The sequence below is a fragment of the Marinobacter halodurans genome, assembly GCF_004327985.1.
In the GTDB taxonomy this organism is placed as follows: domain Bacteria; phylum Pseudomonadota; class Gammaproteobacteria; order Pseudomonadales; family Oleiphilaceae; genus Marinobacter_A; species Marinobacter_A halodurans.
The window spans coordinates 134902-152905 of the sequence record NZ_SJDL01000005.1; the positions used below are offsets into that span (position 1 = coordinate 134902).

At 63.2% G+C, this 18004-nt stretch carries 19 protein-coding genes; 10 read left to right on the forward strand and 9 right to left on the reverse strand.

Annotated elements, in window-relative coordinates:
- The first annotated feature begins 50 nt into the window (after positions 1-50).
- Both gshA and rmf read left to right on the forward strand, forming a co-directional pair.
- Positions 51-1610: a glutamate--cysteine ligase gene (gene gshA / locus EZI54_RS04865; protein WP_131479609.1), complete on the forward strand. Its 1560-nt coding sequence runs from the start codon at positions 51-53 to the stop codon at positions 1608-1610.
- A gap of 119 nt (positions 1611-1729) precedes the next feature.
- The gene (gene rmf, locus EZI54_RS04870; RefSeq protein ID WP_131479611.1) at positions 1730-1936 is read left to right on the forward strand and encodes a ribosome modulation factor; all 207 of its coding nucleotides are present in this window, start codon (positions 1730-1732) and stop codon (positions 1934-1936) included.
- A gap of 44 nt (positions 1937-1980) precedes the next feature.
- Here the strand turns inward: rmf and EZI54_RS04875 are convergent, their stop codons facing one another.
- On the reverse strand, positions 1981-2430 hold the full coding sequence (locus tag EZI54_RS04875) for a flagellar basal body-associated FliL family protein (RefSeq protein WP_131479613.1): 450 nt from the start codon (positions 2428-2430) through the stop codon (positions 1981-1983).
- Between the two features lie 183 nt (positions 2431-2613).
- Here EZI54_RS04875 and EZI54_RS04880 point away from each other — a divergent pair, with 183 nt between their 5' ends.
- The gene (locus tag EZI54_RS04880; protein WP_131479615.1) at positions 2614-3117 is read left to right on the forward strand and encodes a disulfide bond formation protein B; all 504 of its coding nucleotides are present in this window, start codon (positions 2614-2616) and stop codon (positions 3115-3117) included.
- A 168-nt stretch (positions 3118-3285) separates the two neighbouring features.
- Positions 3286-3774, forward strand: a complete 489-nt coding sequence (gene rsd / locus EZI54_RS04885) for a sigma D regulator (protein WP_131479617.1) — start codon at positions 3286-3288, stop codon at positions 3772-3774.
- Between the two features lie 88 nt (positions 3775-3862).
- Here the strand turns inward: rsd and bamJ are convergent, their stop codons facing one another.
- The 3 genes from bamJ to EZI54_RS04900 form a co-directional block, all read right to left on the reverse strand.
- Positions 3863-4588: a BamJ family beta-barrel-assembly machinery protein gene (gene bamJ, locus EZI54_RS04890; protein WP_131479619.1), complete on the reverse strand. Its 726-nt coding sequence runs from the start codon at positions 4586-4588 to the stop codon at positions 3863-3865.
- A gap of 247 nt (positions 4589-4835) precedes the next feature.
- Complete coding sequence (locus EZI54_RS04895; protein WP_341352845.1) at positions 4836-5228, reverse strand: DUF4124 domain-containing protein; 393 nt, start codon at positions 5226-5228, stop codon at positions 4836-4838.
- On the reverse strand, positions 5225-5761 hold the full coding sequence (locus EZI54_RS04900) for a TIGR02444 family protein (RefSeq protein ID WP_165495681.1): 537 nt from the start codon (positions 5759-5761) through the stop codon (positions 5225-5227). Before EZI54_RS04900 ends, EZI54_RS04895 begins: the two co-directional genes overlap by 4 nt.
- Before the next feature lie 84 nt (positions 5762-5845).
- Here EZI54_RS04900 and EZI54_RS04905 point away from each other — a divergent pair, with 84 nt between their 5' ends.
- On the forward strand, positions 5846-7777 hold the full coding sequence (locus EZI54_RS04905; protein ID WP_131479623.1) for an ATP-binding cassette domain-containing protein: 1932 nt from the start codon (positions 5846-5848) through the stop codon (positions 7775-7777).
- Between the two features lie 36 nt (positions 7778-7813).
- Here EZI54_RS04905 and ppx read toward each other — a convergent pair whose 3' ends face one another.
- Positions 7814-9325 (reverse strand): exopolyphosphatase, encoded by a 1512-nt coding sequence (gene ppx, locus EZI54_RS04910; protein ID WP_278248699.1) that lies wholly within the window; start codon positions 9323-9325, stop codon positions 7814-7816.
- Between the two features lie 390 nt (positions 9326-9715).
- Between ppx and trxA the strand changes: the two genes are divergently transcribed.
- Complete coding sequence (trxA, locus tag EZI54_RS04915; RefSeq protein WP_131479625.1) at positions 9716-10042, forward strand: thioredoxin TrxA; 327 nt, start codon at positions 9716-9718, stop codon at positions 10040-10042.
- A gap of 483 nt (positions 10043-10525) precedes the next feature.
- The gene (gene mobA / locus EZI54_RS04920) at positions 10526-11134 is read left to right on the forward strand and encodes a molybdenum cofactor guanylyltransferase MobA (protein ID WP_131479627.1); all 609 of its coding nucleotides are present in this window, start codon (positions 10526-10528) and stop codon (positions 11132-11134) included.
- Here mobA and EZI54_RS04925 read toward each other — a convergent pair.
- Genes EZI54_RS04925 through moaB form a run of 4 tightly spaced genes read right to left on the reverse strand, consistent with a single transcriptional unit; the run spans position 11131 to position 13628 of the window.
- On the reverse strand, positions 11131-11583 hold the full coding sequence (locus EZI54_RS04925; RefSeq protein WP_131479629.1) for a molybdenum cofactor biosynthesis protein MoaE: 453 nt from the start codon (positions 11581-11583) through the stop codon (positions 11131-11133). The two genes, mobA and EZI54_RS04925, sit on opposite strands and share 4 nt — an antisense overlap.
- 8 nt (positions 11584-11591) lie before the next feature.
- Complete coding sequence (gene moaD / locus EZI54_RS04930; RefSeq protein ID WP_131479631.1) at positions 11592-11849, reverse strand: molybdopterin converting factor subunit 1; 258 nt, start codon at positions 11847-11849, stop codon at positions 11592-11594.
- 2 nt (positions 11850-11851) lie between these two features.
- The gene (locus tag EZI54_RS04935; RefSeq protein ID WP_131479634.1) at positions 11852-13066 is read right to left on the reverse strand and encodes a molybdopterin molybdotransferase MoeA; all 1215 of its coding nucleotides are present in this window, start codon (positions 13064-13066) and stop codon (positions 11852-11854) included.
- A complete protein-coding gene (moaB, locus tag EZI54_RS04940) occupies positions 13053-13628 on the reverse strand; it encodes a molybdenum cofactor biosynthesis protein B (protein WP_131479636.1) in 576 nt (191 codons plus the stop codon). The genes EZI54_RS04935 and moaB overlap by 14 nt, the downstream gene beginning before the upstream one ends.
- Positions 13629-13948: 320 nt before the next feature.
- Between moaB and rho the strand changes: the two genes are divergently transcribed.
- The 3 genes from rho to EZI54_RS04955 all read left to right on the forward strand — a co-directional run bounded on the left by rho (position 13949) and on the right by EZI54_RS04955 (position 17792).
- Positions 13949-15211, forward strand: coding sequence for a transcription termination factor Rho (gene rho / locus EZI54_RS04945; protein WP_131479639.1), 1263 nt, complete (start codon positions 13949-13951; stop codon positions 15209-15211).
- Positions 15212-15319: 108 nt separating this feature from the next.
- On the forward strand, positions 15320-16798 hold the full coding sequence (ubiD, locus tag EZI54_RS04950) for a 4-hydroxy-3-polyprenylbenzoate decarboxylase (RefSeq protein ID WP_131479641.1): 1479 nt from the start codon (positions 15320-15322) through the stop codon (positions 16796-16798).
- Positions 16755-17792 (forward strand): 2Fe-2S iron-sulfur cluster-binding protein, encoded by a 1038-nt coding sequence (locus tag EZI54_RS04955; protein ID WP_242674343.1) that lies wholly within the window; start codon positions 16755-16757, stop codon positions 17790-17792. Before ubiD ends, EZI54_RS04955 begins: the two co-directional genes overlap by 44 nt.
- Positions 17793-18004 lie beyond the last annotated feature (212 nt).

The window sequence follows — 18004 nt, forward strand, 5'->3', positions numbered from 1 at the left end:
ATATCCGGAGCCTGCTGATGCGGGCTCCGTCAGACCCAAGGAGTCAGACCATGGGCGAATCCCGTAAAGGGCTATTCCAGCAGTTCTCGGCGCAGGACTGGCACGGCTTCCGCAAAGGCCTGGAGAAAGAAGGGCTGCGGGTGGACCAGGACGGGTTTATCGCCCAGACACCGCATCCGGAAGCGCTGGGCTCGACGCTCACCCATGACCGGATCACCACGGACTACTCCGAATCGCTGCTCGAGCTGATCACGCCGGTGTGCGACAGCACCGGGTCCCTGCTGGCATCGCTGGCCGAGACCCACCGTTTCGTCCAGGCCAACCTGGGGGACGAGGTACTCTGGTCCGGCAGCATGCCCTGTCGCCTGGACGGGGATGCCAGCATTCCCATTGCCGTTTACGGGTCCTCCAACAGCGGCCAGCTGCGCCATGTCTACCGACGCGGGCTGGACGTACGCTACGGCCGGATGATGCAAAGCATCGCCGGCGTGCACTACAACTTCTCGCTGCCGGAGCGTTTCTGGACCCGCTGGCAGTCGCTGCTGGGGGATGAGCGCAGCCTTCAGGACTTCAAGTCGGACCAGTATTTCTGGCTGATCCGCAACTTCCGCCGCCGCAGCTGGCTGCTGATGCTGCTGTTCGGCGCGTCGCCCGCGCTGGATGCCAGTTTCGTGGAAGGGGTATCCCACCGCCTGAAACGCTTCAGCGACGACACCTGGATTGGCGAATGTGCCACGTCCCTGCGGATGGGCGACCTGGGCTACCACAACAACGCCCAGGCCTCGCTGGATATCTGCTTCAACGAGCTGCGCACCTACACCGATACCCTCTACCGGGCGATCCACACGCCCTGGCCGCCCTACGAAAAGATCGGGCAGCGCAACGCCGAGGGCGAGTTCATCCAGATCAACACCAACGTGCTCCAGATCGAGAACGAGTACTACAGCGCCGTGCGGCCCAAGCGTACGACTCAGCGGGGCGAGAAGCCGATCCAGGCACTGCGCAGTCGGGGTGTGGAATACGTCGAGGTGCGCTGTCTCGACCTGGATCCGTTCGAGCCGGTGGGCATCGGCGCCACCCAGATCGACTTCCTGGACCTGTTCCTGCTGGACTGCCTGCTCAGTGACAGCGAGGTGATCGGGGATGAAGAATGCAGTCGCCTCGATGGCAGCTACAAGGACGTTGTCGGCAAGGGCCGTAAGGCGGACCTCCAGATCTGTTTCGATGGCAGCCTGACGCCGGTGCGTGATGCGGCGTTGAGCCTGCTGGACCGTTTGCAGGGGCTGGCCGAGCGCCTGGACGCCTTCAATGGCGGCGAAAAAAACTACCAGAACGCGCTGGCGGCCCAGCGGTCGGCGGTCACCGAACCGGGCAACACCCGCTCCGACCGTGTGCTGGCGGCCATGGAAACCGCTGGCCAGGGCCACCTGGCCTGGACACTGGACCAGTCCCGCGCCCACCAGGGGCAGTTGCGCGAAGACGGGCTGGACGACGCCACCCGGACCGCCTACGAGAAAATGGCAGCCGATTCCATCGCCGCCCAGAAGGAGCTGGAAGCCAGCGACCGGGTGTCTTTTGAGGAATACCTCAAGGCCTACCTGAAGGATTGATCACACCCCGGAAAAGCCCGGCGGACCTGCCGCACAAAACCTGCACAGGCGCTTGTCTCGCGGATGAGCGCCTGTTAATTTTTGTTACAGGTTGCCATCTGGCGCAGGGGAGGGCCGTCATGGCCAGGGACATCAAGCTTGGCTGGGATGTGGAGTCGCTGAACAAGGCGTATCGCCAGGGCTATATGGCGTCCGTCATGGGCATGCCCCGGGAACGCTGCCCCTACCGGGGCGAGGTGGTGATTGCCGCCTGGGAAGCGGGTTGGGAAGATGGCAGTGACGCTCTCCGGCAGGAGCAACCCGGCGCCAGCGACCGGATTGCCTGACCCCTGAGGCGAATGTCCCGTCTGCGAGTGAGCCGGACGGGGCCTTAACGCTGCACCACGAAGGATGTGAACAGCACGTCCATGATCTCCGCGCCGGTCTGTTCTTCTTCCAGCACCTTGTTGAAGGCCTCCAGCGCCTTCTGACGCAGGGCTTCCTGTCCTTCCGGCGTCGACAGTTCCTCCAGCTTTTCCCGGGCCAGCAGCATGACCATCTCGTGGCGCAGCCGCGGCTCATGCTCCTCGACCGCGGTCTGTGCTTCCTTGGAACCGACCCGCAGTGTAACCTCCGCCTTGACGTAGCTGAGCCGACCGGTGGACTGGCCGATGTTGGTAATGAACGGTGGGTCCATCGCCACGTAGATCGACGGTGCCGGGGCGGCCTGCCCTTCCGTTGCTGTATCGTCTGACGCCTCCTCTTCGGATGCCTGGACGGAAACACTCGCCAGGCACACCAGGGCCAGGGCGGTAGCGAACATGAGACGGCAGAAGGTCATGGGCTTGCAGTTCTCCTTGTAATCCTGTTGTATCGCATCAGGCGGACAGGAACCCGGGCAACAAATGCTTGTCAATGAACGGGTTTTAGTTCCGGGGTTCCCCAAATAATGCGCTCAGAATAGCAGGCTGACGGATGTCAGCCCAGTCGGGCGCGCTCAATCACGACCGACGAAGAGGACGCTATGTCTGGACGACGTCTCGTTTTTCTCCTGATTTTCCTGGTGTGCGCAGCGTTGCTTGCCACCGCGTTCTACATGGAATACGTCATGCTGCTCGAGCCTTGCCCGCTCTGCTGGCTGCAACGTATGGCGGTGATGGCGGTCGGCGCGGTCGCGCTGCTGGCGGCCCTGCATGGCCCCAGGGGCTGGGGTGGCCGTGTTTACGGTTTCCTCCTGGCCTTCTTCTCTGTGCTCGGTGTGGCCCTGGCGGCCCGGCAGCTCTGGCTGCAGAGCCTGCCGGAAGAGCAGGTCCCGGCCTGTGGGCCATCGGTGGATTATCTGCTGGAAGTGCTGCCCCTGCGGGAAGTGCTGAGCATCGCCATGCGCGGCACCGGCGATTGCGCCGAGGTGGTCTGGCGTTTCCTGGGACTGAGCATTCCGGGGTGGACGGCGATCTTCTTCGTGGCGCTGGCCCTGCTGGGTCTGGCGATCCTGTTTGGTGCCTTTCGTCCCAGGGCGTCGCAATGAGCCGTTGTCGATCGGCGACTCAATGAAACGCTTGCCCGGTTTGGCGGGGTTGGGGTAACGTCCTTATGGGCTGTTGGCGAATTGCTCGTCGCTGGCAGACCCACACATAACGATAACGGGGCCATCGCCAAGAGATTCGGCCTCGACGGAACAGAACCAGGGGGAGTCATGCTGGAGAACGTTCAGAGTGCCAGGGAGCGATGGGGTGGTGTCAGTGATCTGATCGATCGCTGGTTGCGTGAAAGACAGGATCTGATCGTCAAGTTCTGCGATGTGAGCGGAACCACGGATTTCAGCGACACGGATGCCATCCGGGCCCGGTTCGTGGCGCTCTGCGAAGTGCTGGTGGATTACGTGTCAGCCGGTCATTTCGAAGTGTACGAACAGTTGATCCGGGAAGCCAAGGAGTTCGACGATGGCGGCATGGAGCTTGTGGCCAAGGTCTATCCCAAGCTTGAGGAAATCACCGAGGAGGCGCTGTCCTTCAACGACCGCCTGAACGGCGATGCGATGCCCTCCGATGAGTTGGAGGCGTTGATGGAGCCCCTGTCCAACCTGGGCGAGCAGTTGGAAACCCGTTTCGAGTTGGAAGATTTCCTGATCGAACACCTGCACAACGTCCACGCCGACAAGGTGGCCTCACCCTCCTCCGCGTGACGCGATGCAACCCCGGGTGCCCGTCGTGCACGGGCCCAAAGCAAAAGAGCCGGCTTCAAGCCGGCTCTTTGCGTTTCGGGGCGAGGCTTTACTCGCCGTCTTCGCCGTCCTTCGGGTTCACCTTGAGCAGTTCCACGTCGAAGATCAGGGTCTCGTTGGGGCCGATGGAGCGGTTGCCGCCCGGGCCGTAGGCGAGGTCAGACGGGATATAGAACTTGTAGTGGCCGCCTTCCTGCATCAGCTGCAGGCCTTCGGTCCAGCCCGGAATCACCTGGTTCAGTTGGAAGGTCACCGGCTCGCCGCGCTCGCGCGAGCTGTCGAACACGTCGCCGTTGATCAGCTCACCGGTGTAGTGGACCTTCACCGTGTCGGATGCCTTCGGCTTGGGACCGTCGCCTTCTTCGAGAACCTCGTACTGCAGGCCGGAATCGGTGGTGGTCACCTCATCGCGCTTGCCGTTCTTCTTCAGGAAGGCCTCGCCTTCGGCCTTGTTCTTCTTGGCCATTTCCTGAACCTTGGCCATCTGCTCCTGCTGCATCTTCTTCTGGTATTCCTGCAGCGCCGCCTGGATTTCATCGCGGCTCATGCGGGCTGCGTCACCGCCTTCGTGGCCGTCCTTGATCCCCTCCAGGAACTGATCCATCTGCAGGTCCGGCAGGTCGTGCTTCATGCGCTCGCCCAGTACCAGACCCATGCCGTAGCTGACCTTCTGGTCCTGGGTGTCCAGCGCGGATTCGGCCGAGGCATTCATGGCGGTGAAGGCCGTCGCAGCAACCGTACCTGCCAGGGCAAGCGAAATCAGGGATTTTTTCATGGAGTTTCCTTAGCTTCGCGGAGATACCGAACCGGCCTGGCAGGCGACGTGCGCCCGTTCAGGAGGCCATGTTGCGGGTGACTCCCGGTGTATTTTCGGAGAACCCCGGTGGGCCGGTCTCATCGGTTGGTCCGGCGGTTCCCTTTATTGGAAGGGCAAAGGTAACGCGTTTGACGACACTGTGCCAATGACTGATGGGTAAGGAAGTCGGGACGGTGTCCCAAAATTGACGTGTGCAATGACCGCGTCAGGGGGTCGCGGCATTCTGTGAGCGGCGGATACCCTCGGCGCTCAGGGAGTAGGGTGCGGAATAGGGAGACTGCCAGTCCGGTTCCGCCATGACTTCCGGCTGGGCATTGAGCCTGGTGCCGGCCGGATCCACGGCCAGGGCGTTCCAGTTGCCACTGGAGGGCGGCTTGTCGGCATAATGCCAACTGCCATCGGTGCCCTGCCATTTGAAGACGATGTCGGGCCCGGTATCGGGCACGGGGCTGGGAACCACCCCTTCGAATGCCGGTACCGGTTCGGTGGTCTTGCTGGTGGTTTTGGGCGTCGGTTCCTTGATGCCCACGAACATCAGGACGATCAGCAGGCCGAGCGCCGGAAACGCCAGTCGGAATGCCCAGCGGCGCATCATCATCGGGAAGGACTCCCCGGTCTCGTTGTCGCGCGCGCGGCGGGAATGACCTCCCGCAATGCTCCAATCAGTCGATTCATGTCGGTTTCGAGTAAAGCTGAATTGTTCCCGTCCAGGGTCGCAGCGCGAAGGTTACGGATTAACAGGTCTTCATTATAGACCGAGTTTGGAGACATGTTATGACGGCCCTGGCGCCAGTGAGTATAGATCCAGGCCAACTCGATTTGTTCCGCCTGCAGTTCGGCGTCCTGGATCGTCGTGCGTAACATGCTGGCCGGAAAGTCTTTTTTTAGCGACTGACGCAACGCCCGGAGACGTTCGGTATAATGCGTCCGCCAATGCCGAATTGCGTCCGACTCTCCACCATCCCACGTTTGACCTTCAATAGCCAGCCATGCCGCCGTTAACAGGCGGGAAACCGAACATCCCTGAGCCTGTAGCGCCAGACTGGCTTCGGCCACACTCGGATTGGACCAGAGTTCCAGGGCGACGCGCCATAAGGGATTGTCCAGCGATAAATCGGATGGCGGTTCCATGGAGGCTCCATTGCGGGTGCGGTCTGACGCGATACGCATGTTTCACTGCAGCCGCCCGACCAACAGCTCTGATAGAATGCGCGCATGCTGACACTATCGAATCTCAGTTTACAACGGGGCGGCCAATGGCTGCTAGAACAGACCTCGGCGACGATCCAGCCCGGGCAGCGGGTGGCAATCGTCGGGGCCAATGGCGCCGGCAAGTCGAGCCTGTTCAGCCTGATCCTGGGGGAGCTGGCCCCTGAAGCCGGCGACATCGACCTGCCCGGTGGCTGCCGGCTGGCCCACATGGCCCAGGAGGTGGATGCCACCGATCGCAGTGCGCGGGATTTCGTGCTGGATGGCGATATCGAACTGCGTCGTCTCGAACGGGCGTTGGCGGTTGCCGAGGCTGACGGTGACGAGCTGGCCCAGGCCCGCATCCATGGCGACCTGGACCTGCACGAAGCCTGGTCGGCGCCGCGGCGGGCGGAAGCGCTGCTGCGCGGCCTTGGCTTCGCCGATGCCGATGCGGAGCGTCCGGTCACCGCTTTCTCCGGTGGCTGGCGCATTCGCCTGAACCTGGCCCGGGCGTTGATGCGGCCTTCGGACCTGCTGCTGCTGGACGAACCCACCAACCACCTGGATCTGGACGCCTGCTTCTGGCTGGAGAACTGGCTGCGCCGTTACCCGGGCACCCTGCTGTTTATCTCCCACGACCGGGACTTCATGGACCGGGTGGCCACCCACGTGCTGCATTTCGACCAGCGTTCCCTGGTGACCTACACCGGTAACTATTCCGACTTCGAGGCACAGCGCAGCGAGCGTCTGGCCCAGCAGCAGGCCGGTTATGAGCGCCAGCAGGCCCGCATCACCGAGATCGAACAGTTCATCACCCGTTTCAAGGCCAAGGCCACCAAGGCCCGCCAGGCCCAGAGCCGGATTAAGGCGCTGGAGCGCATGGAGCGGATTGCGCCGGCGCATGTCGATTCGCCGTTCGAGTTCCGCTTTCCCACGGCGGACAAGATCAGCAGCCCGTTGCTGTCGATCCGTAACGGGCAGGCCGGCCATGGTGAGGCCGTGGTCCTGAATAACGTCAACCTGACACTGCTGCCGGGGTCGCGTCTGGGGCTGCTGGGGCCGAACGGGGCCGGCAAGTCAACGTTGATCAACGCGCTGCTGGGGGGCAACTCCTTGCTGGCGGGGGAGCGGACCACCGGTGAACACCTGGCGATCGGCTATTTCGCCCAACACCAACTGGAATCGCTGGACCTGGACGCCAGCCCCTTCCTGCACCTGCAGCGGGCCGCGCCCAAGGCCTCGGAACAGTCGATCCGCAACTTCCTGGGCGGTTTCGGGTTCCACGGCGATGACGCGCTGGAGCGGATCCGCAGTTTCTCCGGGGGCGAGAAGGCCCGGGTCGCGCTGGCCCTGATTGCCTGGGCCAGGCCCAATCTGCTGCTGCTCGATGAGCCCACCAACCACCTGGACCTGGAAATGCGCCAGGCCCTGACCATGGCACTCCAGCAGTTCGACGGCGCCGTCGTGATCGTCTCCCACGATCGCCACCTGCTACGCAACACGGTTGATGAGTTCCTGATGGTCAACGAGGGCGTGGTCCGGGAGTACGAGGGCGACCTGGATGACTACGAACGCTGGCTGGCGGATCGCCGGACCGATGACAACCGGGTTCCCCGGCGTGAGGTCGCCGACAGTGAGTCGCGCCGGCCGGAAGTCGGTGAGAACGCCGATGACCGCAAGGCGCGTAAACGTGCCGAGGCGGCGCTGCGCCAGAAGATGAGTCCCTACCGCAAGCGCCAGCAGCAGTTGGAATCCCGGATGGCCGAGCTGCAGACGCAACTGGCCGCACTGGAAGACGCGCTGGGCGATGCCGGGCTCTACGAGGCGGGGCGCAAGGGCGAGTTGAAGGCGACCCTCGGTGAGCAGGCCCAGGCCAGGGGGGATCTGGAGACGGTCGAGATGGAATGGCTGGAAGTGTCCGAGGCGCTGGAGAGCATGGAAGCCGAGCTTTCCTAGAGCCAGGACCGGGAGGGCGGCCTCGTGGCCGCCCCGTCAGAGCACGTTCAGTGTGAACTTCTGGCGCGCCAGGTATTCCTGTTCGTTTTCCAGGTCGGCCCGCGTCAGCGGTCTTTCCTCCAGCCAGCCGTCGGCAAAGCTGACGGTCAGTTCGTTGGGGCCGGTCACTTCCACCCTGAAACCGGCGGGCTGCTCCCGATTGCGCGGGTGTTGGATCAGGTTGGCCAGTCGCAGCAGGATGCACAGGCGCTGCAGCCGCGGAATGTCGTCCTCGTCACAGCCTTCGAAAACCGCGTTGGAAAACTTGCGGCGATGGCCGCGCACCAGCGTGGCGAGATTCTGCTGCCCCTGCCGGGAGAAGCCGGAGAGGTCCGAATAGCGCAGCAGGTAGGCGCCGTGCTTGTGGTACTGGCTGTGGGAGATGGTCAGGCCGATCTCGTGCAGGCGACAGGCCCAGCGCAGCAGGTCTTCGTCGAATTCGGTGTTGATCTGCCAGGCTTCCGCCACCTGTCGGTAGGCTGTGATCGCCGTTTCCTCCACCGCCGCCGCGTGGGCGGTATCGATGTCGTAACGGCCTTGCAGGGCCTGGGTGGTGCGTTCGCGCACATCCTCGTGCTGGATGCGGCCGACGATGTCGTAGAGCAGGCCTTCGCGCAGGGCGCCATCGGTGTAGGTCATGGATTCGATCTCCAGTGACTCAAAGGCGGCCAGCAGTATGGTCAGGCCGGCCGGAAAGATACTTTGCCGATCGGCACGCACACCCAGTTCCGACAGCCGCTCCACGTTGCCCATATCGACAAGGCGTTGGCGCAGCTCGCGCAGGGCCTCCAGGGTGATGGTGCCGTTGGTGAGCTTGAGGTTGGCCAGGACCGACGAAATCGCCTTGATCGAACCGGAAGAGCCCACCGCGCTTTGCCAGCCCAGATGCCGGAAGCGATGGCGGATATTCAGCAGTTCCTGGGCGGCGTGGGTCAGTGCCTTGTCCATCTGCTTGCGCGGGATCTTGCCGTCCGGGAAATAGCGGTTGCGGAACGACACGCACCCCATGTGGAGGCTCTCCAGGGCCTGGGCCTCGAAGCGCTCACCAATGATGAATTCCGTACTGCCACCGCCGATATCGATCACCAGGCGCCGGCCGGTGTCGTCCGCCAGGGTATGGGAAACGCCCAGGTAGATTAGGCGCGCTTCCTCGCGGCCGGCAATGACGTCCACGGGATAGCCCAGGACCTGTTCGGCCCGTTCCATGAAGGTATGGGCATTGCGGGCCACCCGCAGGGCATTGGTGCCGACGATCTGGACGGCGGACGGCGGCATCCCCTGTAAACGCTGCGCGAAGCGGCTCAGGCAGTCCAGGGCCCGCTGTTGGGCGTCCTCGGTCAGGTTGTTGTTGGCGTCGAGTCCGGCGCCGAGCTGGACCTTTTCGCCCATTTTCTCGACGGTGCGGATTTCGCCATGAATCAGACGGGCGATCACCATGTGAAAGCTGTTGGAGCCCATGTCGATGGCAGCCAGCAGCTCTGGCTCGGTGGCGGGGTTGGGGGCCGTCACGTGTTTTGAAATCCTCTTGCCAGGCCTGGATCGTCTGAGTCAGTCCACTGCGGCCATCCCGCATCCTGGGCGGGCTGCTCGCCTTGATTCCGGCCCTCAGGCTGGGCCAGAATTGTTAATGGACTTAATCAGAGGTTCCTTATAATGTGTGCCTCTTCATGGTGAACCGACACTGCGGGTAACTATAAGACAAACCCCGCCAACCTGTCAGTAACGGATCCGAGTCGTGGTTGAGGACGCCGATGTCTGCCGGAGTCGCAGGGACTTTCCGTCTGAGGGAGCTTTCGCGTAAAGTTGAGTCGGTAGATTTCGACAGGGCCGGTCAGATGACGGGCCTTAAATGTTTGGAGCAGTGCGCCTGCCGGGCGCTGCCAACAGCAGGAAACAGTAATGAGCGGAAATATCGTAAACGTTACCGACGCCTCCTTCGAGGAAGACGTCCTGAAAGCCGACACCCCGGTACTGGTCGATTATTGGGCCGAGTGGTGCGGTCCGTGCAAGATGATTGCACCGGTTCTGGAAGAGATCGCCGAGGAATACGAAGGCAAGCTGAAGATCTGCAAGCTCAACATCGACGAGAACGAGCAGACGCCGCCGAAGTTCAACATCCGCGGCATCCCGACGCTGATGCTGTTCAAGAACGGCAACGTGGACGCGACCAAGGTCGGTGCCCTGTCCAAGTCCCAACTGGCGGCTTTCCTCGACAGCAATCTCTGATCTGTCGGCGATCGGGAAGACGAACCGATAAAGAGGCCATCTCCTGACCGTCAGGGGGTGGCTTTTTTATGGGTGGCATGAAAGGTAGGTCGAGCGGACGAAGGACGCCCGACAAGCCGGCCGAAACCCGGAGTCTGAAGCCAATGGATGCCATTGCTGGAGCAGAAGACAGGATGTCCTCGTCGCATAAGCGGCCACGGACGGCCCTCTTAGGCGACGGAAGCGATGGCATCCATTGGCTTCGATCAGAATTTCGCGGACGCCGCCGGGGAAATGAGGCAGGGTAGGTTGGGCTGACAACGGAAGCCCAACATGGGGTGCCTGATCGGAACTCATGGATTCTGTGTCCGTTTTTATTGATTGTCTTGATTTGAAGTGAGCAGGGGAACCAGCCGGTGGGCTGCGAGTTGTTGGGCTTCCTTGCGTCAGCTCAACCTACGGCTGATCCGGTGACCGCATTCATTGGCGCGGAGTCATGGGGCGATGCCCGATCCAGATACCCAAACAACCTTATGTGGCCTGATCCTGGCTGGCGGTCGCGCCCGGCGCCTGGGCGGCGTGGAAAAAGGCCTGGCCGACTGGCAGGGCCGCCCGTTGGTTGCCACCGCGGTGGACGCCCTGCGACCCCACTGCGGCGCCTTGCTGATCAGCGCCAATCGACGTTTGCCTGACTACCGGCCATGGGCTGACAGGGTCGTCAGCGATGCTCCGGAGTTTGATGATGCCGGACCGCTGGCCGGCCTGTTGGCCGGTTTGCGCAGCGCCCAGGGGCTGGGATTGGCCGGTGTCCTCGTCATGCCCTGCGATACGCCGGCGGTCAGCGCCGGCATCATGGGCGAGCTGGCCGTGGCAGCCCGGCAGGATCCGCAGCGCATCGTGCTGGCGCGGGTGAGTGACCGCTTGCATCCGCTTCACGGCTATTACCCGGCGGGTCTGGACGCTGCACTGCAACGCTATCTGGAGCAGGGTGGGCGCAAGGTGATGGGGTTTGCCGAGGCACAGCAGCCCCGGTATCTGGACCTGCCGATCGCACCGGAAGTCTTCCGTAACCTGAATGCCCCAGAGGATTGGGGGCCATCCGGAGCTGACTAATCCTGCCGCCAGCCTTCGGCCTTGTCCCGGTCGCTGGCTTTCTGCTCCACCCAGTGAGACTCGCCGTCCTCCGTGATTTCCTTCTTCCAGAAGGGGGCGGAGGTCTTCAGGGCATCCATCAGGAATTCGCAGGCGGCGAAGGCGTCCCCGCGATGGGCACTGGCCACGCCCACGAACACGATCTGCTCGCCCAGGGCGAGTTCACCGACCCGGTGGATCACCCGCACCGCCTGGATGGACCAGCGCTCGCCGGCCTGCCTGGCCAGATCCTCGATCACCGATTCGGTCATGCCCGGGTAGTGTTCCAGGAACAGGGCGCGGACATCCTGGCGATCGCCGCTGGTCCGGACCAGGCCGGTGAAAGTGGCAATGGCACCGGTATCGCCGGCGGCGGAGAGTGCCCGGGTCTGTTCGCCGATATCGAAGTCTTCGGTCTGGATGCGAATCATGGGGTGTCCTAACCTCCGGTCACTGGAGGAAACAGGGCGATCTCGTCGCCCGGTTCGAGCGTGTGGGCGGGGCGGGCCATGGTCTGGTTGACCGCGATCATGACCGGCTGCTCACCTTTCAGGACGTCCCACGGGGCGCCGCGGCGCGCCAGGGTGTCGATCACCTCGGCGACGGTCGCCTGCTCCCCAATCGGCAGTTCCAGTTCATCGGTTTGCAGGGTCTCGCGCAGACGGGCGAAAAATTTGACGGTGACGACAGCGCTCATGGTCAGCCCAATAGATCGGTAAATGACAGGAAGGTCAGCGGGTCGCCCCGGTTGACCATGGTGTCTTCCGGGACGACCGCCAGACCTTCGGCCCAACAGGCTGAGCTTAACATGCCTGAGCTCTGGTTGGGGTGGGCCTCGATCCAGGCCCGGCCCTCGCGCAATACGCGCCGGGCCCGGACGAACTCGCGCCGGGGGGAAGGGCGGTGCACCGTAAAGTCGGCAGGCAGGTGTGGGTATGCGGGGTGCCGGTCCGCTGCGCCCTGCAGGCGTCGGATGAACGGGGCGGCCACAACCAGGAACGTGACCAGCACCGCCGCGGGGTTGCCCGGTAATCCCAGCATCGGCGTGTCACCCACGTGGCCAAAGGCCAGCGGCTTTCCGGGTTTGAGTGCCAGGCGCCAGAGGGCCACGTCGCCCAGCGCTTCCATCGCCGCCCGGACATGGTCTTCCTCGCCCACGGAAACGCCGCCGCTGGAGAGGATCAGGTCCGCCTCGCGACTGGCCTGCTTCAGGGCCTCCGTGGTGGCTTCCCGGGTATCGGCGACGTCACCCAGGTCCACCACGTCGCAGTGCATCTGCTGGAGCAGGGCGTCCAGGGTAAAGCGGTTGGTGTTGTAGATCTTGCCGGGAGGCAGCGGTTCGCCGGGTGGGACCAGTTCGTCGCCGGTGGTCAGGATGGCGACCCGGACAGGGCGGTATACGGGAACCTCCGCGATGCCCAGGGAGGCCAGCAGACCCAGTTCCTGGGGGCGCAGGCGAGTGCCGGCCGGCAAGGCGACCGAGCCGGCTTTCAGGTCCTGGCCGCGGGGGCGGATGTTCTGCCCGATCTCCGGTTGTTGCGCTGTCTGCAGTCCCGCGTCATCGACACTCACGTTTTCCTGCATCAGGACCGCGTCGGCCCCATCGGGCACGCTGGCCCCGGTGAAGATGCGCGCTGCGGTGCCAGGCGTCAGCGGTTCCGGCGCCACGCCGGCGGGAATGCGCTGGCTCACCGGCAGTGGTTGCCCCGCCAGGTCCGCCACGCGGACGGCATAGCCGTCCACGGCGCTGTTGTCGGCGGGGGGCACATCCGCCGGCACGGTCTGGTCCGACGCGAGAATGCGCCCCAGTGCCTGGCGCAATGGCCTTGTTTCGGTGCCGGCGACCGGGCCGGCCTGTGGCAGAAGGCGCGCCAGGGCGTCGTCGAGCGACGTCAGGCCGTCAGTCGGTCCCATGGTGATGTCCTGTGTCCAGCGGCTCGTCGAGGCGATGAATCGGTGTCTCCGGCTTGCGATTGACCAGCGCGGAAAAATTGCAGGGGCGATGGCGGCTGTCGAGCTGTTCCCTCAGGATCTTCTCCCAGCCCAGGGTGCAGGCACCGGTGGAGCCGGGCAGGCAGAACACGACCGTATGGTTGGACAGGCCGCCCAGCGCGCGGGACTGGATGGTGGACGAGCCGATGTCGTCCGCGGACAGGCGGCGGAATTCTTCGCCAAAACCGTCGATTTCCTTGTCGAACAACGGTTTGACCGCCTCCGGCGTGCTGTCGCGCTCGTGGAAGCCGGTGCCGCCGGTGATGAGGATGACCTGAATGCGGCTGTCCGCAATCCAGCGGGCGATCAGTGCCCGGATCAGGTAAACGTCATCCGGCAGCAGGCGGCGCTCCAGGACCTGGTGGCCGGCGGCGTTGGCCTGGTCGGTCAGGAACTGGCCGGAGGTGTCCTCGGCGGGACCGCGGCTGTCGGAAACGGTCAGGATCGCAATGTTCAGCGGAGTGAGGGTATCGGAATTTGCCATGGATCAAGGTTTTCCACTTCTGGGGCCCGGAATAGGCCGAAAAACGACGAGTAACTTGCTACGGTCCGAAAAACGCGCTATATCGTTAAGGCGTGCCAACCAGTATCCTGTTGTCACCGCAATTTTGGAAGGGGTGGTAATGGCCAGACTTGTTGCTATAATGGCCGGCACGTTTATACGCTTCCATTTGAAAAAAGCCGTATTGGCGCCCGCCTCACGGTTTCTGTCCCAACACTAAAAGCATCACGTTACGTCCAGGGGATACCCCCTGTCTTCGCAAACCTGATTGATATTCCATTCCAATTCGTCGCAAACAAAATATGAACCTTACCGAACTCAAGCAGAAACCCGTTCCCGAGCTGCTGGATATTGCCCAGGAAATGGGACTCGATAATCTGGCCCGTTCTCGCAAGCAGGATGTCATCTTCTCGATTCTGAAGAAGCACGCCAAAAGCGGCGAAGACATCTATGGGGATGGCGTGCTGGAGATCCTCCAGGACGGCTTTGGCTTCCTGCGTTCCGCCGACGCGTCTTACCTGGCGGGGCCGGATGACATCTACGTCTCGCCCAGCCAGATTCGCCGCTTCAACCTGCGCACAGGCGATACCGTTGCCGGCAAGATCCGTCCGCCGAAGGACGGCGAGCGTTACTTCGCCCTGCTCAAGGTCAACGAGATCAACTTCGACAAGCCGGACAATGCCCGTAACAAGATCCTGTTTGAAAACCTCACGCCGCTGTTCCCGGATGAGCGCCTCAAACTGGAAGCCGGTAACGGCAGTACCGAGGATCTGTCGTCCCGGGTCCTGGACCTGGTGGCGCCGATCGGTAAGGGGCAGCGCGGCCTGATCGTGTCTCCGCCCAAAGCCGGTAAAACGCTGCTGATGCAGGGTATTGCCCAGTCGATCACCCGCAACAATCCGGAATGCCATGTGATGGTGCTGCTGATCGACGAGCGGCCGGAAGAGGTGACCGAGATGCAGCGGACGGTCCGCGGCGAGGTCATCGCCTCCACCTTCGACGAGCCGCCGGCCCGTCACGTCCAGGTGGCGGAAATGGTGATCGAGAAGGCCAAGCGCCTGGTCGAGCACAAGAAGGACGTGGTGATCCTGCTGGACTCCATCACCCGTCTGGCCCGTGCCTACAACACCGTGATCCCGTCCTCCGGTAAAGTCCTTACCGGTGGTGTCGATGCCCACGCCCTGGAGAAGCCCAAACGTTTCTTCGGTGCCGCGCGTAACGTTGAGGAAGGCGGCAGCCTGACCATCCTGGCGACCGCGCTGGTGGATACCGGCTCCAAGATGGACGAGGTCATCTACGAGGAATTCAAGGGCACCGGTAACATGGAGGTCCATCTGGACCGCCGTATTGCCGAGAAGCGCGTCTACCCGGCGATCAACATCCGTCGTTCCGGCACCCGCCGCGAAGACCTGCTGATGGCCGAGGCGGATATCCAGCGGGTCTGGATCCTGCGCAAGCTGCTGCACTCCATGGACGACGACACCGCCGCCCTGGAGTTCCTGTTGGACAAGCTGCGCGACACCAAGACCAACGACGAATTCTTCCAGTCCATGAAGAAGCGCTGATCGCGCCCGCGCCCCTGTCGTTCAGTGAGCGGCAGGGGCGCTGTCCATGCCACGTCTCCCGATACCCATTCCGCCTTTCCCGGGTAATCAACAGGCCAGGATTGCCGCATGAAATACGACGACCTGCGTGACTTTATCGACCAGTTGGAAAAACTGGGCGAACTCAAGCGTATCAAGACGGAAGTCGATCCCTACCTGGAAATGACCGAAATCTGCGACCGTACCCTGCGTGCCGGTGGTCCTGCGCTGCTTTTCGAGAACCCCAAGGGGTATGACATGCCGGTGCTGGGCAACCTGTTTGGCACGCCGCGGCGCGTCGCCCTGGGTATGGGGCAGGAAGACGTGGAGAGCCTGCGGGAGGTCGGCAAACTGCTGGCGTTCCTCAAGGAGCCGGATCCCCCCAAGGGGTTCAGGGATGCCTGGGAAAAACTGCCGGTCTTCAGGCAGGTCATGCAGATGGGTCCCAAGGTGCGCCGTTCGGCGCCGTGCCAGGACGTGGTCATCGAGAAGGACGACGTCGACCTGTACCGGATTCCCATCCAGCACTGCTGGCCGGGCGATGCCGGTCCCCTGGTAACCTGGCCGCTGGTGATCACCCGCGGGCCCCACAAGGAGCGCCAGAACCTGGGCATCTACCGGCAGCAGTTGATCGGACGTAACCGGCTGATCATGCGCTGGTTGAGCCACCGGGGCGGGGCGCTGGATTTCCAGGAATGGCAGAAAGCCCACCCGGGCGAGCCTTTCCCGGTTGCCGTCGCCCTGGGGGCGGATCCGGCAACGATTCTCGGGGCGGTGACGCCGGTGCCGGACAGCCTGTCCGAGTACGCCTTTGCCGGGCTGCTGCGGGGCAGTCGGACGGAACTGGTCAAGGCGGGCCTGTCGGAACTGCAGATCCCGGCCAGCGCCGAGATCGTACTGGAAGGCTTTATTTATCCCGACGACACCGCACCGGAAGGGCCGTTCGGCGATCACACCGGCTACTACAACGAGGTGGAAACCTTCCCGGTGTTCACCGTGGAGCGGATCACCCACCGCCGGAATCCGATCTATCACAGTACCTACACCGGACGGCCACCGGACGAGCCGGCGATCCTGGGGCTGGCACTGAACGAGGTCTTCGTGCCGATCCTGCAGAAGCAGTTCCCGGAAATCGTCGACTTCTACCTGCCGCCGGAGGGCTGTTCCTACCGGATGGCAGTGGTGACCATGCGCAAGCAGTATGCCGGCCATGCCAAACGTGTGATGATGGGCGTATGGTCCTTCCTGCGGCAGTTCATGTACACGAAGTTCGTCATCGTGACCGACGACGACGTGAACGCCCGGGACTGGAACGACGTCATCTGGGCCATCACCACGCGCATGGATCCCGCGCGGGATACCACGATGGTGGAGAACACCCCCATCGACTATCTGGATTTTGCCTCGCCGGTGGCGGGCCTCGGCTCCAAGATGGGGCTGGATGCCACCACCAAGTGGCCGGGTGAAACCGACCGCGAGTGGGGGCGTCCGATCACCATGGACCCGGTCGTCAAGGAGAGGGTCGATGTCATCTGGTCGGAACTGGGAATTGATGCCGCCGGAGACTGATCCATCGGTACGGGTCAGGATAGCGCCCGCCGGCCTTGAATTCACCGCCTCGCCCACGGAGGATCTGCTGTCGGCGGCCCGTCGGGCGGGCGTGGCCGTTCGCTGGTCCTGTCGCAATGGGGCCTGCGAGCTGTGCGAAGCCCGGTTATTATCGGGACGGGTCCTCAATACCCGGACCCGCCAAGACGAACACCCGTCCGCGACGGTGAGGCTGTGTCGATGCCAGCCACGCGGACCGGTTGAACTGGAGATTGAGGAGGTTATGGCCGCAGGTTCCAACACGCCCCAACAGGTGCAGGCGAACGTCAGGGATATCACCCCACTGAGTCACGATGTGTATCGGGTGACCCTGGACCTGCCGCGTCGCCGTGAGCTCGATTTCCACGCCGGCCAGTACCTGTCGGTGCGCCTGCCGGGCGCTGAGCCTTCCTATTTCTCCATCGCCAGCAGTCCCAGTGCGTCGTCGATCGAACTGCACGTGCAGGCGGGCACCGATTGGGCCACAGCCCTGCGGGTGATGGAGGCTTTCCGCACGGGGCCGGTGACCCTGGAGCTGCCCCACGGCAAGGCGTGCCTGGCCCAGGTGCCCACGAAACCGCTGATCCTGATCGCGGCCGGTACCGGCTTCGCCCAGATGAAGAGCATTGTGGATTACCTGCGCGAGACCGACTGCAAGCAACCGGTTTTCCTGTATTGGGGGGTGCGTCGGCATCAGGACATGTACCTGCGCTCGCTGGCCTGGGAGTGGCATGAGGAGTGGCCGGGCTTTGCCTTCTTCCCGGTGGTGGGCGACGACGCCGACAACGACTGGAGCGGCCATCACGACCAACTGGTTCGCGCCGTGCTGGCCGGTGGCTACGAGTGGCCGGAAGTGGAGGTCATCGCCAGCGGCTCGCCGCCCATGGTCTATACGCTGATGGATGCACTGCTGGCGGTGGGGCTGCCGGAATCCGCCTTCTATTCGGATGTGCTGGAGTACGCGCCGCGGAGCTAATGTTCGGAGAAAGTACGCAAAGCTCGGCTCTTTAATGTAGCCGACGCTTCAGCTTCGGAGGAGCCGCAAGGCTCCTTTTTTATGTCTGTATCTCTCGAAACCGTCGGCTGGCCCGCGGCCAGCTCCGAAGCTGAAGCATCGGCTACATGCTCGAGTCCGCTGCAGGTTCCGAATCAGACTCTCAGGAAAAGGGCGACTCGCCTTGGGGCTCA

Coding starts and splice junctions, on each gene's coding strand:
- EZI54_RS04925 (WP_131479629.1), bottom strand. CDS start 11,583: ATGATTCGCATCCAGACCGAAGACTTCGATATCGGCGAACAGACCCGG.
- EZI54_RS04935 (WP_131479634.1), bottom strand. CDS start 13,066: ATGGGACCGACTGACGGCCTGACGTCGCTCGACGACGCCCTGGCGCGC.
- moaB (WP_131479636.1), bottom strand. CDS start 13,628: ATGGCAAATTCCGATACCCTCACTCCGCTGAACATTGCGATCCTGACC.
- mobA (WP_131479627.1), top strand. CDS start 10,526: ATGCCCGATCCAGATACCCAAACAACCTTATGTGGCCTGATCCTGGCT.
- EZI54_RS04955 (WP_242674343.1), top strand. CDS start 16,755: ATGTCATCTGGTCGGAACTGGGAATTGATGCCGCCGGAGACTGATCCA.
- EZI54_RS04905 (WP_131479623.1), top strand. CDS start 5,846: ATGCTGACACTATCGAATCTCAGTTTACAACGGGGCGGCCAATGGCTG.
- bamJ (WP_131479619.1), bottom strand. CDS start 4,588: ATGAAAAAATCCCTGATTTCGCTTGCCCTGGCAGGTACGGTTGCTGCG.
- trxA (WP_131479625.1), top strand. CDS start 9,716: ATGAGCGGAAATATCGTAAACGTTACCGACGCCTCCTTCGAGGAAGAC.
- gshA (WP_131479609.1), top strand. CDS start 51: ATGGGCGAATCCCGTAAAGGGCTATTCCAGCAGTTCTCGGCGCAGGAC.
- EZI54_RS04875 (WP_131479613.1), bottom strand. CDS start 2,430: ATGACCTTCTGCCGTCTCATGTTCGCTACCGCCCTGGCCCTGGTGTGC.
- rsd (WP_131479617.1), top strand. CDS start 3,286: ATGCTGGAGAACGTTCAGAGTGCCAGGGAGCGATGGGGTGGTGTCAGT.
- ubiD (WP_131479641.1), top strand. CDS start 15,320: ATGAAATACGACGACCTGCGTGACTTTATCGACCAGTTGGAAAAACTG.
- moaD (WP_131479631.1), bottom strand. CDS start 11,849: ATGAGCGCTGTCGTCACCGTCAAATTTTTCGCCCGTCTGCGCGAGACC.
- rho (WP_131479639.1), top strand. CDS start 13,949: ATGAACCTTACCGAACTCAAGCAGAAACCCGTTCCCGAGCTGCTGGAT.
- EZI54_RS04880 (WP_131479615.1), top strand. CDS start 2,614: ATGTCTGGACGACGTCTCGTTTTTCTCCTGATTTTCCTGGTGTGCGCA.
- EZI54_RS04900 (WP_165495681.1), bottom strand. CDS start 5,761: ATGGAACCGCCATCCGATTTATCGCTGGACAATCCCTTATGGCGCGTC.
- EZI54_RS04895 (WP_341352845.1), bottom strand. CDS start 5,228: ATGATGATGCGCCGCTGGGCATTCCGACTGGCGTTTCCGGCGCTCGGC.
- rmf (WP_131479611.1), top strand. CDS start 1,730: ATGGCCAGGGACATCAAGCTTGGCTGGGATGTGGAGTCGCTGAACAAG.